The 13,000-nt window shown below is 70.9% G+C and carries 13 protein-coding genes; 6 read left to right on the plus strand and 7 right to left on the minus strand.

Annotated features, from left to right (window positions below; all coding sequences use genetic code 11):
* Positions 1-36 precede the first annotated feature (36 nt).
* Positions 37-1,041 (minus strand): N-acetylornithine carbamoyltransferase, encoded by a 1,005-nt coding sequence (locus D7X32_RS22340; RefSeq protein ID WP_120525612.1) that lies wholly within the window; start codon positions 1,039-1,041, stop codon positions 37-39.
* Positions 1,042-1,221: 180 nt separating this feature from the next.
* On the opposite strand from D7X32_RS22340, the gene D7X32_RS22345 reads away from it, so the two are divergent.
* Entirely contained in the window at positions 1,222-1,641 is a 420-nt protein-coding gene (locus tag D7X32_RS22345) for an arginine repressor (RefSeq protein WP_120604595.1), read from the plus strand.
* Here the strand turns inward: D7X32_RS22345 and D7X32_RS22350 are convergent.
* The gene (locus D7X32_RS22350) at positions 1,622-2,146 is read right to left on the minus strand and encodes a 2'-5' RNA ligase family protein (RefSeq protein ID WP_120604596.1); all 525 of its coding nucleotides are present in this window, start codon (positions 2,144-2,146) and stop codon (positions 1,622-1,624) included. The genes D7X32_RS22345 and D7X32_RS22350 overlap by 20 nt on opposite strands.
* 109 nt (positions 2,147-2,255) lie before the next feature.
* Here D7X32_RS22350 and D7X32_RS45515 point away from each other — a divergent pair, with 109 nt between their 5' ends.
* Complete coding sequence (locus D7X32_RS45515; RefSeq protein WP_158625735.1) at positions 2,256-2,423, plus strand: hypothetical protein; 168 nt, start codon at positions 2,256-2,258, stop codon at positions 2,421-2,423.
* A gap of 3 nt (positions 2,424-2,426) precedes the next feature.
* Here the strand turns inward: D7X32_RS45515 and D7X32_RS22355 are convergent, their stop codons facing one another.
* The gene (locus D7X32_RS22355) at positions 2,427-3,179 is read right to left on the minus strand and encodes an NADPH-dependent F420 reductase (RefSeq protein WP_120604597.1); all 753 of its coding nucleotides are present in this window, start codon (positions 3,177-3,179) and stop codon (positions 2,427-2,429) included.
* Between the two features lie 155 nt (positions 3,180-3,334).
* On the opposite strand from D7X32_RS22355, the gene D7X32_RS22360 reads away from it, so the two are divergent.
* From D7X32_RS22360 to D7X32_RS22370, 3 genes are read left to right on the plus strand one after another with little or no spacing between them, the layout of a single operon-like run.
* Complete coding sequence (locus tag D7X32_RS22360; protein ID WP_158625736.1) at positions 3,335-4,222, plus strand: sigma-70 family RNA polymerase sigma factor; 888 nt, start codon at positions 3,335-3,337, stop codon at positions 4,220-4,222.
* Positions 4,223-4,230: 8 nt separating this feature from the next.
* Positions 4,231-7,335: a serine/threonine-protein kinase gene (locus D7X32_RS22365; protein ID WP_120604599.1), complete on the plus strand. Its 3,105-nt coding sequence runs from the start codon at positions 4,231-4,233 to the stop codon at positions 7,333-7,335.
* A 38-nt stretch (positions 7,336-7,373) separates the two neighbouring features.
* Positions 7,374-8,114 (plus strand): glutathione S-transferase C-terminal domain-containing protein, encoded by a 741-nt coding sequence (locus D7X32_RS22370; RefSeq protein ID WP_120604600.1) that lies wholly within the window; start codon positions 7,374-7,376, stop codon positions 8,112-8,114.
* 74 nt (positions 8,115-8,188) lie between these two features.
* On the opposite strand, the gene clpB is transcribed toward D7X32_RS22370, so the two are convergent.
* Positions 8,189-10,813, minus strand: a complete 2,625-nt coding sequence (gene clpB / locus D7X32_RS22375) for an ATP-dependent chaperone ClpB (RefSeq protein ID WP_120604601.1) — start codon at positions 10,811-10,813, stop codon at positions 8,189-8,191.
* Between the two features lie 227 nt (positions 10,814-11,040).
* On the opposite strand from clpB, the gene D7X32_RS22380 reads away from it, so the two are divergent.
* Positions 11,041-11,586, plus strand: coding sequence for a hypothetical protein (locus D7X32_RS22380; RefSeq protein ID WP_244239135.1), 546 nt, complete (start codon positions 11,041-11,043; stop codon positions 11,584-11,586).
* A 60-nt stretch (positions 11,587-11,646) separates the two neighbouring features.
* Here the strand turns inward: D7X32_RS22380 and D7X32_RS22385 are convergent, their stop codons facing one another.
* From D7X32_RS22385 to D7X32_RS22395, 3 genes are read right to left on the minus strand one after another with little or no spacing between them, the layout of a single operon-like run.
* The gene (locus D7X32_RS22385; protein ID WP_120604602.1) at positions 11,647-12,309 is read right to left on the minus strand and encodes a hypothetical protein; all 663 of its coding nucleotides are present in this window, start codon (positions 12,307-12,309) and stop codon (positions 11,647-11,649) included.
* Complete coding sequence (locus D7X32_RS22390) at positions 12,306-12,617, minus strand: DUF1844 domain-containing protein (protein ID WP_120604603.1); 312 nt, start codon at positions 12,615-12,617, stop codon at positions 12,306-12,308. Before D7X32_RS22390 ends, D7X32_RS22385 begins: the two co-directional genes overlap by 4 nt.
* Positions 12,614-12,892 carry a hypothetical protein gene (locus D7X32_RS22395; RefSeq protein WP_120604604.1) on the minus strand — a complete coding sequence of 93 codons (279 nt, stop codon included), beginning with the start codon at positions 12,890-12,892 and terminating at the stop codon, positions 12,614-12,616. The genes D7X32_RS22390 and D7X32_RS22395 overlap by 4 nt, the downstream gene beginning before the upstream one ends.
* Positions 12,893-13,000: the final 108 nt, after the last annotated feature.

Here is a 13,000-nt window from a genome sequence, read left to right on the forward strand (position 1 = left end):
GGGGACGAAGAAGGGTGGGGCGGCTGGCTTCTAGACTCAGCCGCCGCGCATCCAGGCCAGGAGGGCGCGCTGCACGTGGTAGCGGTTGCCCGCCTCGTCCACGACGCGGCTGCTCGCGTGGTCCAGCACCTCGTCGGCGACCTCCACGTTGCGGCGCACGGGCAGGCAGTGCAGGAACGCCGCATCCTTCGCGGCCTTCGCCATGTGCCGGCGCGTGGGCATCCAGCCCGAGTACGACGCGAGCAGCGCCGCGACGTCCGTGGGCGTGCTCGCCGTCTGCGCGGTGGGGCCCCAGGACTTCGCGTACACGGCGCGGCTGCCCACCAGCGCCTCGTCCTGGTCGTGCGTGTACGTGATGCTGCCGCCGGTGGCCTTGGCGTACGCCTCGGCCTCCGCGCGCACGGCCGGGTGCAGGTCGAAGCCCGGAGGATGCGCCACGCGCACCTCGCAGCCCGCGGCCGCCGCGGACAGCAGGAACGAGTTGGGCACGGCCTTGGGCAGCGGCTTGATGTGCGGCGCCCAGGTGAGCGTCACCGGCAGCTTCTTCGTGGTGCCGAACGTCTCGCGCAGCGTGAGCGCGTCCGCCAGGCCCTGGCAGGGGTGCTCGCGCGCGGACTCCATGCTCACCACCGGCACGGTGGCCCACTTGCGGAAGGCGTTGATGACGGGGTCGGCCTCGTCCTCCTCGTCACCGCCACCCTGGGAAAAGGTGCGGATGCCGAGCATGTCCACGAAGCGCGACAGGACGGGCGACGCCTCCTTGATGTGCTCCGCACGGTCCGCGTTCATCACCGCGCCCGGACGGTCCTCCAGCTTCCACACGCCAGAGCCCACGTCGAGCACGATGGCGTGCCCGCCCGCGCGCAGCATCACGGCCTCGAAGGACGTGCGCGTGCGCAGGGACGGGTTGAAGAACACCATGCCCAGGATCTTCCCGGGGAACAGCGCCCCGGGGTCCTTCTGCTTCCACGCGGCCGCCTGCGAGAGGACCGCCTCGACGCCTTCCGGCCCCAGGTCCTGGATGCGGGTGACATGCTTCATGGGCTTCGTGCTCCCCCGGCCGCGCCGGATGGATGGGGACTGCTGAATATGCACTTGAATTCGTGCATATTCTTTGAGGAGGCGCGGATATTATGCAGAACGGCGCAGCGCGCAAGAACATTCACTGGGATTTTTCATGCGCCTTGCGTGCGTATTCAGCCGCATGCATGGTGAACGTGAATGAACCTGGACGACGCCATCCTTCAGCTCATCTCCCGGCAGGACGTTCCGGATCAGTTCGTCCTGCAGTCGCTGCTGGAGGAGGCGGGGCACACGCCCAGCCAGTCCACGCTGTCGCGGCGGCTGAAGAAGCTGAGCGTGCAGAAGGTGAACGGGCGCTACCAGCGCACGGAGCCGGCGGTGGCGCCGGTGCCGCTCGCGCCCTCGGTGACCATCATCGAGGCGCCGCCCAACATGCTGGTGCTGAAGACGGCGCCCGGCTACGCGCAGATCTTCGGGCTGGCGCTGGACCGCGAGGAGGTGGAGGGCCTGGCGGGCACGGTGGCGGGCGACGACACCATCTTCATCGCGGTGAGGGACCCTTCGCTGTTGCAGGACGTGCGCGAGGCGGTGCAGCAGCTCATCCAGCGCGGCCCGTGAACGGGAAGCGGCGCACGGGTTCCCATGGGCCTCCGAGGTAGCGCCAGAGCAGCAGCGCGGGGGCATGCGAGTCGAAGGCGGACCAGTCCGCGCTCAATTCCTCGAGCGCGGCCTTCGCCTCCTCGACGGCGGCCTTGTTCATCAGCGTGACGTGGGGCCGGAAGGGTTGGCGGTCCTGCGGCGTGAGCCACTCCGCGAAGGCGCGGGACAGCTCGCGGTGCACGGGGGACAGGCCCGGGGCCTCCACGTCCACCGCCATGCCGCGTCCCAGGCTTCGCAGCTTCGTGAAGCGCAGCGTGGGCGCGGGGCGTTCGCTGACGACCTCGAGCGCGGCCTCCACGGCGTCCTGTTCGGACGCGGGCAGGTGGTGGAAGAGGGAGACGTGCGCCGGGATGACGTTGCGCTCGGGTGGGAAGTAGCGGCGGCGCAGGCCGTCCAGGCGCGCGAAGGCTTCCGGCTCCAACTCGGCGGTGACGAGCAGCGGGGCTTCGGTGGAGGATGTCATGAGTGCAGGCGCACTCTTGGCCCGGAGCCTCCGGTCCCACAAGTCGTGAGGGGCGCCTGTGTCCTTCCGGAGGCGTCTCCATGACGTCGGTGTCCGTGGTGCGGCTGCCATGGCCCTCTTCCGCTGGCAGCGACAGAGCCAGCGGCCGCTCAGCATCGACAGTCCGGGACCCGAGCGGAACATCGCCTATGCGCTGGAGCGGTACGACTCACGGCGGCAGCGGGAGATGCCGCCCGCCGCGCCGTTCGACTACGACGTGTTCAAGCCGCTGGCGTGAGCCTCAGCCCTGCGACTGCAGGTACTTCTTCAGCCCCTCGTCGGCGTTGTTCCGGTACTCCGGAAGGCGGCTGCGCTCGGCCTCGGCGAGCGCCTTCTTCACGCCCGGCGCATCGAAGTCATGGGTGTAGACCGGGGTGCCAGGCTGCTGGCGCCACGACTCGGAGAGGCTCCCCGCGTCGATGCCGTCGAAGCCCAGCTCCTCCACGAGCTTGAGCACCTTCGCGCGGTGCTCGGGCGGATCCCCCGCGACCGGCAGCGCCACGCGTCCGGGCGTGCCCTTGGGCTTGCCCTTCTGGTCGAGGCTCTGGAAGAAGATGTTGTTGAAGGCCTTGATGACGGGGCGGCCGATGAGCTTCGAGACCCACTCGCTCTCCAGCGTGCCGCCGAGCAGCTCCGCGATCTGCCCGTCACGCACGGGGTAGTAGTTGTTGGTGTCGATGACCACGACGTCCTTCGGCACGTTCGCGAAGAGGCCCTTGGGCAGGTCCGGGACCGCCTTCTGCGGGATGGTCACGACGACGACCTCGCCAGCCTGCGCGGCCTCTTGCGCGGTGACGGCCTTCGCGCCCGTCTCCTTCGCGAGGTCCTTGAGCGTGTCCGGCCCGCGTGAGTTCGCGATGAACACCTCGTGTCCGAGCTTCGTCCACCGCTTCGCCAGGGTTCCGCCGATCAGCCCCGCGCCAATGATTCCGATCTTCATGTCGCACTCCTCCGGGAAGTGAGCCCCACGACTCCAAGCGCCGGTCGGATGCATGACCCGCGTCCGCGATGCGCGGAACCTGGCGGGTTCTCCGGAAAAGGTCCGGACGTGGACGCCCGCCGCGCGCCTACCCCCTGGGGTCTTCCTCCCTGGCCAACCCATTCGCTAGCATTCCCGCCCAGCCGGTCCTTGGGGGGCCGGTCGTTGCCATGGCGAACATTCCATCCGAGCTGGTCGCGGCCTTCCGGGGGGCCGCGCGACCCCTGACCTCCGAGGAGGCGGCGGGGCTGCTGCCCGTCCTGGCAAGCGTGCTGGAGCGCTGCGAAACGGCCTGGCCCGGCGTCAGGCTCGCACCCGCGACCTTCGCCGCGCACCTGGGCCAGCACACGCCGGCGGGCGAGCCCCCCGCGCAGGCACTGGCCGCGCTGCACTGCGAGGACCTGTACCTGGCGCTGGCGGCGGTGGAGGGACAGCGGGCCGCGCTGGACGCGTTGGAGTCCACCGTGCTGTTGCCCGCGGGCCGCGCGGTGCGCCGCGTGGAGGACTCGGAGGCCTTCGTGGACGAGGTGCTCCAGCTCACGCGCCTGCGGCTCCTGGTGGAGGAGGGCGACCGCGCCCCGCGCCTCACGGAGTACGCGGGCCGGGGGCCGTTGCGGCGGTGGGCGGAGGCCGTGTCGCTGGGCATCGCGCTGTCGCTCAAGCGCAGGCCGGAGCGGACCACGGCGCTGGATGACGCCGTCCTGGCCGCGGACCTGGGCGCCGCGGATCCGGAGCTGGAGCACATCCGCCACCGCTACCGTCCCGCCTTCCGCGCCGCCTTCGCCGAGGCGCTGGCCGGGCTGTCCCCGCGAGATCGCAACCTGCTGCGCCTGGGGCTCGTGCAGGGGCTGGGCGTGGAGTCGTTGGGCGCGCTGCACCAGGTGCACGCCTCCACCGTGTCGCGGTGGATGGCGAAGGCCCGCGAAGCGCTCCTGGAGCACACCCGCGAGGGCCTGGCCCGAAGGCTCGCGCTCAACACGTCCCAGCTGGACAGCCTGCTGCGCGTCCTGAACGGCAGCCTGGAAGTCAGCCTCGCGTCCCTCTTGAAGAAAGACTGAGCCTGTCCATGTCCGAGTCGTCTCCTCACCTGGAGGAGGTCGAGCTGCTCGACCTCGCGGACGGCATCCCGTCTCAGCCCCTGCGCGAGCGCGCCGAGTCGCACCTGGACGCGTGCGCGTCCTGCCGTGAGGCCCTGGCGGACTTCCTGCGCGTCCGTGCCGCCTCCGCGCCCGACGTGCACGCCGCGCGCACGGCCGTGATGGTGACGGAGCCTCCGCGCACGCGCGTCTCCCGGTCGGGCTTTCCACAGGTCGCCCAGGGCACGCTGCTGGGGCGCTACGTGGTGCTGGAACGGCTGGGCGCGGGCGGGATGGGCGTCGTCCACGCGGCGTATGACCCCAGCCTCGACCGGCGCATCGGCCTGAAGCTGCTGCGCGCGCTGCCCGCGGTGGACGGCTCCGCGGGCCTGACGGAGCGGCTGCTTCGCGAGGCCCAGGCCGCCGCGCGCACGCGCCACCCGCATGTCGTCACCGTGCACGACGTGGGGACGTTCGGGGACGTCGTCTTCATCGCGATGGAGCTGGTGGATGGTGGCACGCTGCGCCAGCACCTGAAGGCCTCGCCCCGGCCGTGGCGCGACGTGGTGCGGCTGTACCTCCAGGCGGGCCGGGGGCTCGCGGCGGCGCACGCGGCGGGCGTCGTGCACCGGGACTTCAAGCCGGACAACGTCCTCGTGGACAAGGAGGGCCGCGCCCGCGTGACGGACTTCGGTCTGGCCCGCGTGGAGTCCATCACGGCCGGCGTCGCCACCGCGCCGGCCACGTCGCCGACGGGCTCCCCGCTGGCCACCACCCTCGCGGGGACGCCCGGCTACATCGCGCCGGAGGTGCTCGCGGGCGCACCCGCCGACGCGCGGTCGGACCAGTACGCCTTCTGCGTCTCGCTGTACGAAGGGCTGCACGGCCAGCGCCCTGAAGCCGGGGAGGCGGGCGGCCTGACGAACCGGAGCAATGTCCCGCGCGCCGTGCACGCGCTCCTCGTGCGCGGGCTGTCGCCGGAGCCGGTGGCGCGCCATCCCTCCATGACGGTCCTGCTCGACGCACTGGAGCGGGCCGCCTTCCCACGCATCAGCGCGAAGGTGGCGGCCGCTGGCGTGGGCGCGAGCCTGGCCGTGGTCGCGGCCACGGTGTTCGCGGTGATGGGCCCCTCGCCCTGCGCGGATGATCCGCTGCGGCTGGCCAGCGTCTGGGACATGGACCGCAAGGCGGCGCTGCTCAAGGCCTTCCAGGCCACGGGCGCGCCGGGTGCCCTGGCCGCGCACGAGGCCACGGCCCGCGCGCTGGATGCGTATGCCTCCGCCTGGCACGTCGGCCGGCGCGAGGCGTGCGAGGCCACGCGGGGACGCGGTGGCCAGTCGGAAGCCGTGATGGATTTGCGCATGAGCTGCCTGGAGCGCCGCCGCCGCGAACTGGGCGCGCTCACGGACGTGCTGCTCTCCACGGACAAGGACCGCGTCCCGGCCGCTCCGGAAACGGTGCAGGCCCTGAGCCCTCTGTCGCGCTGCGCGGACGTGGAGGCGCTGTCTCAGCCGGTGCCCCCTCCCGAGCGGCCGGAGGTCGCCGCCCGCGTGAAGGCCGCGTACGCGAAGCTGGACGACGTTCGTGCCCGGTTGAACGCGGACCGTTGGCAGGAGGCCGTGGACCGCGTGGGGCCCCTCGTCACGGAGGCGGAGGCGCTGGGCTACAAGCCGCTGCTGGGCGAGGCGCTGCTCATCGAAGGAGAGGCGCGTGCCTTCCTGCGCGACGAGGCCGCCACCACGACCCTGCGCCGCGCGATGCTGGCGTCGCTCGCGGGCCGCGACGACCTGCACGCCACCGAGGCCGTGGTGCATCAGGTGTTCATCGACGGCGAGGTCGCCCAGCGTCCGGAGCAGGCGAAGGTCCATGCGGAGGAGGCCCGGGCGCTCCTGGATCGCTCCGGCGGCAACCCGGAACTGGAGGCCCGGTTGCTGGCGTTCCAGGCCTCGTCGCTCGTGCAGCAGTCCCGGCCCGCGGACGCGCTCCCGCTCCTCGAGCAATCCCTGACCCTCCAGGAGCGGTTGTCCGGCAGCGACTCGCCCCGCGTCGCGCGCGAACTGTTGCTCAAGGCCACGGCGCTTCGCCAGATGGGGCGCCCCGAGGAGTCCCTCGCGGCCGGTGAGCGGGCCCAGGCGTTGCTGGAGAAGGCCTACGGCCCGGACCACCCGAAGGTCGCCATGGTGCTCAACAACCGGGGCTCCACGCTGGTCGGAATGGGCCGCTATCAGGAGGCGCACGACGCCTTTCAGGAGAGCCTCACGCGCTACGAGCGCATGTACGGGCCCGGCCAGCCGCTGCGCTATGTCATCAGCCTGCGCGCCAACCTGGGCGCGGTGGCCTTCGTCATGGGCCACTACGACGAGGCCGAGCGCCTGCAACGCGAGGCCCTGAAGCTCTACCAGCAGCAGTACCCGCCCGGCTCCGCCTACCGCGTCCGCACGGGCAACAACCTGTCGCTGGTGCTCACGAACCAGGGCCGCATGAAAGAGGCGTTGAAGCTCCTCCAGGAGATGGAGGCGGAGCGAGAGGCGGCCGCCGTGGACGGACGCAAGGACCCCGTGTTCGCCACGGCGCCAATGCACGCCACGGAGGTGCACCTGCGCATGGGCCGGCCCGACCTCGCCGTTGCCTCCGCGAAGCGCGCGGTGGCGCTCCTGCGCGAGATGGGCGCGGAGGGCCAGCTGGTGGATGCCCTGCGCAACCTGGCCGGCGCGCTCACCCGCGCGGAGCAACTTCCCGAAGCCTGGCGCACGGGGCAGGAAGCGCTCGTGCTGCACCACAAGCTCGCCGGCGCGGAGGCACCTCCTCCGCCGGACCTGGGCCAGGTGTTGGGCGAGCTGGCGCTGGAGCGCGGCGACGCCGCGGGCGCCTGTCAGTGGCTGAACGACGCGCTGGCGCAGTGGGAGAAGACGGAGGCCCCGCCGCTGGAACTGGCCGCCATCCGCTTCACCCTGGCGCGCGCCCTGCGCAAGGCCCACCGCGAGCCGGAGCGGGCCCGTGCGCTCGTCACCGCCGCCCGCGACGCCGTCCTGCCCACCGCCGAACCCCGGTTGCTGCGCCTCGAGGAGCTGGACGCGTTCCTTCGCGAACACTGAGGTCCGGAGGGGAAGGCCCTGCTAGGGTTCCGCCCCCTATGCGAACCCTCGTCGGACTGACCTCTTCGGGCTGGACGGAGAAGGCCCGGTGGGCGTTGGACCACCACCGCGTCGCCTACCGCTACCAGGACTACGTCCCCCTCATCCAGGAGCGCTGGCTGCGCAAGCAGGTGGCGCCCGGCGTGAAGCCCTCCGTGCCCCTGCTCGTGGATCCGCCCCAGCCGGCCACGCACGGCTCGTTCGCCATCGCGAAGTACGCCGAAGCGGTGGGGCAGGGCAGCCCGCTCTTCCCGGCCGCGCAGCTGGACGCCATCACCGCCTGGAACGACACCAGCGAGCAGGTGCTGGACGCGGCGCGCGCGTACGCCATGCCGCGCATGCTGACGAACGCCCGCGCCCAGGCGGACCTGCTGCCGAAGTTCGTTCCCGGCTGGCTGCGCCCGGTGTTCGCGCCCTCCGCGCGCCTGGGCATGCGCTTCGTGGTGAAGAAGCACCAGGTGGCGAACGGCGCTCCGGAGGTCATCGAGGCCGCGGTCGCCCCCTCCTACGAGAAGCTGCGCGCGGCGCTGGGCGGCCGGCCCTACCTGCTGGACGCGGGCTTCACCTACGCGGACATCACCGCCGCGGCGATGCTCGTGCTGCTGGGGCCCCCGGCGGACCGGCACCTGCCCCTGGGACAGGGCACGCGCGAGGTGTGGACCCATCCGGGGCTCGCCGCGCGCTTCCCCGACCTGCTCGCGTGGCGCGACGCGCTCTACGACAAGCACCGCCGCACCTGAAGAACACCACGGGCCGCCTCCCGTGTGAGGGAAGGCGGCCCGCCGTGAGTCGAATCCCCGGTGCGTGAAGCGGACTACGCCGTCTTCGTCACGCCCTTCGTGTTGTCCACCAGCACCTTGGCGAAGGTGAGCCCGTTGGGGCCCGCGTCCGCCTGGATGTGCTCGCCCGGCGCGAACTCGCCGTTCAGCACCTTGAGCGCGAGCGGATCCAACAGGTACTTCTGCACCGCGCGCTTCAGCGGCCGGGCGCCGTACGTGGGGTCGTAGCCGCGCTCCGCCAACAGCTCCCGCGCGCCCTCCGTGAGGTCCAGCGTGAGGCGCTTGGCCTGGAGCAGCTTCTGGAGCTTGCCCAGCTGGATGTCGACGATGCGGTAGATGTCCTTCTTGCGCAGCGGCTCGAAGATGACGATTTCGTCCACGCGGTTGAGGAACTCCGGACGGAAGTGTCCGCGCAGCGCCTCCATCACCTCGCCGCGCGTCTTCTCGTTGAGCGTGTCCGTGCCCGCCATGCCCTCCTGGATGGCCTGCGAGCCGATGTTGGACGTGAGGATGAGCACCGTGTTGCGGAAGTCCACCGTGCGGCCCTGGCTGTCCGTCACCCGGCCCTCATCCAGGATTTGCAGCAGGATGTTGAACACGTCGTGGTGCGCCTTCTCGATTTCATCGAAGAGCACCACCGTGTACGGCCTGCGGCGGACGGCCTCCGTGAGCTGGCCGCCCTCCTCGTAGCCCACGTAGCCCGGGGGCGCGCCCACGAGCCGCGACACCGCGTGCTTCTCCATGTACTCGGACATGTCGATGCGGACCATGGCCGTGTCGTCGTCGAAGAGGAACTCCGCCAGCGCCTTCGCCGTCTCCGTCTTGCCCACGCCCGTGGGGCCCAGGAAGATGAACGAGCCGATGGGCCGGTTCGGATCCTGCAGCCCGCTGCGCGCACGGCGCACGGCGTTGGCCACGGCTTCAATGGGGCTGCGCTGCCCGATGACGCGCTCGGCGAGCCGGTCCTCCATGTGGACCAGCTTCTGCATCTCGCCTTCCATGAGCTTGGAGACGGGGATGCCCGTCCACTTGGCCACCACGGACGCGATGTCCTCGGAGTCCACTTCCTCCTTGAGGAACTTCTGGTGCTTCTGCAGCTCCGCCAGCTTCTCGTTCTGCGCCGCGACCTCCTTCTCCAGCGAGGGGATGACGCCGAACTTCAGCTCCGCCGCGCGGTTCAGGTCGCCCTGACGCTCGGCCGCGGCCTGGTCGTTGCGCGCCTTCTCCTGCTTCTCCTTGAGCGTGCGCAGGGCCGCGATGGCCTTCTTCTCCTCGTCCCAGTGGGCCTTGAGCGAGTTGAACTTCTCGTTCAGGTTCGCGAGCTCCTTCTCGATGGTGGCCAGGCGCTCACGCGAGTGCGGGTCGGTCTCCTTGCGCAGGCCCTCGCGCTCGATTTCGAGCTGCGTCACCTTGCGGCGGATGTCGTCGATCTCCGTGGGCATGGAGTCGATTTCGATGCGCAGGCGGCTGGAGGCCTCGTCGACCAGGTCGATGGCCTTGTCCGGCAGGAAGCGGTCCGAGATGTACCGGTGGCTGAGCGTGGCCGCCGCGACGAGCGCGGTGTCCTGGATGCGCACGCCGTGGTGCACCTCGTAGCGCTCCTTGAGGCCGCGCAGGATGCTGATGGTGTCGTGCACCGTGGGCTCGCCCACGAACACCGGCTGGAAGCGGCGCTCCAGCGCGGCGTCCTTTTCAATGTGCTTGCGGTACTCATCCAGCGTCGTCGCGCCAATGCAGTGCAGCTCGCCGCGCGCGAGCGCGGGCTTGAGCATGTTGCCCGCGTCCATGGCGCCTTCGGCCTTCCCGGCGCCCACGAGCGTGTGCATCTCGTCGATGAAGAGGATGATCTCCCCGGCCGCGTCCGAGACCTCCTTGAGGACCGCCTTGAGGCGCTCCTCGAACTCGCCGCGGTACTTGGCGCCGGCCACCATGGACCCCAGGTCCAGGGTGATGAGGCGCTTGTTCTTCAAGCCCTCGGGCACGTCGCCGTCCACGATGCGGCGGGCCAGCCCTTCGGCGATGGCCGTCTTGCCCACGCCCGGCTCACCGATGAGCACGGGGTTGTTCTTGGTGCGGCGGCTGAGCACCTGGATGCAGCGGCGGATCTCCTCGTCACGGCCGATGACGGGGTCCAGCTTCCCGCTGCGCGCGGCCTCCGTGAGGTCGCGGCCGTACTTCTCCAGCGCCTGGTAGGTGGACTCCGCGTCGGCGCTCGTCACGCGCGAGGAGCCCCGCACCTCCTTGAGGCCCGCCTGCACGCGCTCGCGCGTGACGCCGGAGGACTTCATGGCCTCGCCGACCGCGCCCTTGTCCTGGGTCAGCGCGAGCAGCAGGTGTTCGGAGGAGGTGAACTCGTCCTTCAGCGCCTTGGCCTCGTCCTCGGCCTTGTCGAAGGTCTTCATCAGGCGCTGGCTGAGCATGGCGCTCTCGCCGCCCTGGATGCGCGGGAGCTTCTGGAGCGCTTCGCCCAGGCGGCCCGCGAACAGCTTCACGTCCACGCCAATCTTGCGAAGCAGGGGGTCGACGATGCCGTCCTTCTGCCCCAGCAACGCCGTGGCCAGGTGCTCCGGCTCGTAGTGGGGGTTGTCGGCCCGGCGGGCCAGGGACTGACCCTCCTGGATCGCCTCCTGCGCCTTCACCGTATATTTGTCGAGTCGCATGACCTCAACGTAAGGGCCGGGGACCCCTTGGCAAGGCGACACCGCCCGTACGCCCTGCGTTTTCCCCGGAATACTTTGAGCCGCTGGAAGCAGCCGGGTAATCGTGGTGGCGAAGTTGCCAGGGGATGGGGGGTCGGTTATAGGCGGCGCCCATCCTCGGGGGCTTCATTCTGGACGCGCACGGCGGCTATCTCGTTCGACTCGACACCTTCTCCGGGTTGGCGCTCGTGCGCCTGGCCCGGGAGGCCCTGTCGTTGGACAGCGCCCCGGCCGCCACGGCGCTGCGCGTCACCATCAACCGCCGCCGCAAGGTGGTGCGCCTGGCCTTCCTGGGGCCCTTCTCCCAGGGACGGCAGGGCGCCCACTGGTACGCGGCGCACCACGCCCTGGCCCGCCTCCTGTCCGCCGCCGCCAACGCCACCGTGCACGCCTACGTGTACGACGCGGACGAAGGCGAAGAAGTGATTGCGTACGGCAATGGCCGGCGGGTGGGTGGAGAGAAGGTGGTGTACGAGGACGCGGAGCTGCCGTGCCCCCTGGAGGAACTGGATGACGCGGCGTTCGACCGGCTCCAGTCGCGCTGGCCCATGGGGCATCTGGCGTACGTGTTCGGGCTGACGCGGGACGAGCTCCTGCGCATCCCCCGCGCCCCGCTGGCCCGCGTGCTGCCGCTGGAAGGCACGGCCGCCGGCTCCGAGGCGGACGCGATGACCGCCCTGGAAGCGCTGCTGCTGGGCCCCGCGCAGCCCCGCGCGGAGACAGACGCGGGCTGAAGCGGGCGGACGGCCTTCGCGCCGCGCCGCGTCAGTCCTGCTCGAGCGTCAAGTCGAGCCTCAGGGGTCTTCGGTGGGCCCGTCGAGCGTGACGATGGCCTCGCGCACGCCCTCGCTGCGGAAGTACTGGGCGAGCAGGGCGAACCCGCCAGCCACCAGCACCGTGGGCAGCACCGCGCTGACGGTCATCAGGGATGGGACGAGCGCGTAGAGCTGCTGCGCCGCGGCCGGGTCCTGGAACTCGGGCAGGCCCTTGAGCCCCTCCACCATGGCCTGGCTGGTGTGCCGGGCCACGACGGTCCACTGGGCCCCGTCGATGGTGCGCATCAGCGCGGCGAAGAGGCCCGCGCCGCCCAGGAGCTGACGGAAGCCGTCCCGGGGCATGCCTTCGGGGGAGCGCAGCATGCGGCTGGAGGCGAAGAAGAGCAGGGTGCAGGCCACCGTCAGCCCGGTCAGCACCAGGGCGCGGGACTCGCGCATGGGGGAGAGCGCGGACAGCTGCGCCTCCATGATGGCCTGGGTGACGGCGGGGTCCTTGCCCAGGAGGGCCAGGGTGGGGGTGTGCTCCCGCTGCGCTTCGCGGTGGGCCTCGAAGTTCATCATGACGGAGGCCTCGCTGCAGGCGAGGAACCCCGTCAGGGTGGAGAGCACCAGGCACAGCGCGGCGGCGATCCGCACGCCCCGGGGCAGTGCCCCCGGGCGGGTGACTTCAGGGGGCTTCACTTCCGGCTTGCCTCCACGTAGCGCAGGCGCAGGTCGGACAGGAGGTTGTCCACCAGCTTCTCTTCCTCGGCGGTGAGGTTGCCGCGCGTCTTCTCGCGGAGCATCGCCAGGAGGTCCAGGTTCTGCCGGGCCAACGGAAGGTCCTTCTCCATGCGGCCCGTCTCCGGGTTCGGCGCCCCACCCAGGTGGATGAGGACGGCGGAACCCAGTCCGACGATGAAGGTGCTGAACGACAGGGACTCCTCGGAGGCGGGGCTCGCTTCCCCCGTCATCACGAAGGTCTCACCCCGCTTCTCCGAAGGGCTCATTCGGACGCCTTGTCCTCTTCGTCGGCCGGCTCGTCCGCCTCGTCCGCGTCGTCGTCCTCGTCGGAGGCGTCGTCGTCCGTGTCGTCCTCGTCCTCGTCATCGAAGTCGTCTTCGATTTCGCCATCCATCAGCGTCTCGATGGGGACGGCCTTGTCGGCCACGTCCGGCAGCTCCTCGAGGTGCTTCTTGTACGCGTCCTCGTCCACCTGCCCGCCGCGCTGGTAGCGCTCGGCGGTGCGCTTGTCGAGGTGCTTCGGGTTGATGCCTTCAGCCATGATTCAAATCCTCGGAATTGCTTGGAAAACAGCGCGGCACCTTATAGCAGGAGGGGCGCCTGTCAACGCCGCTGTCCCCAGGCCCGGAATCCGATGAACGTCTCGCCC

Origin of the sequence: Corallococcus carmarthensis (genome assembly GCF_003611695.1) — a bacterium.
Classification (GTDB): Bacteria; Myxococcota; Myxococcia; order Myxococcales; family Myxococcaceae; genus Corallococcus; species Corallococcus carmarthensis.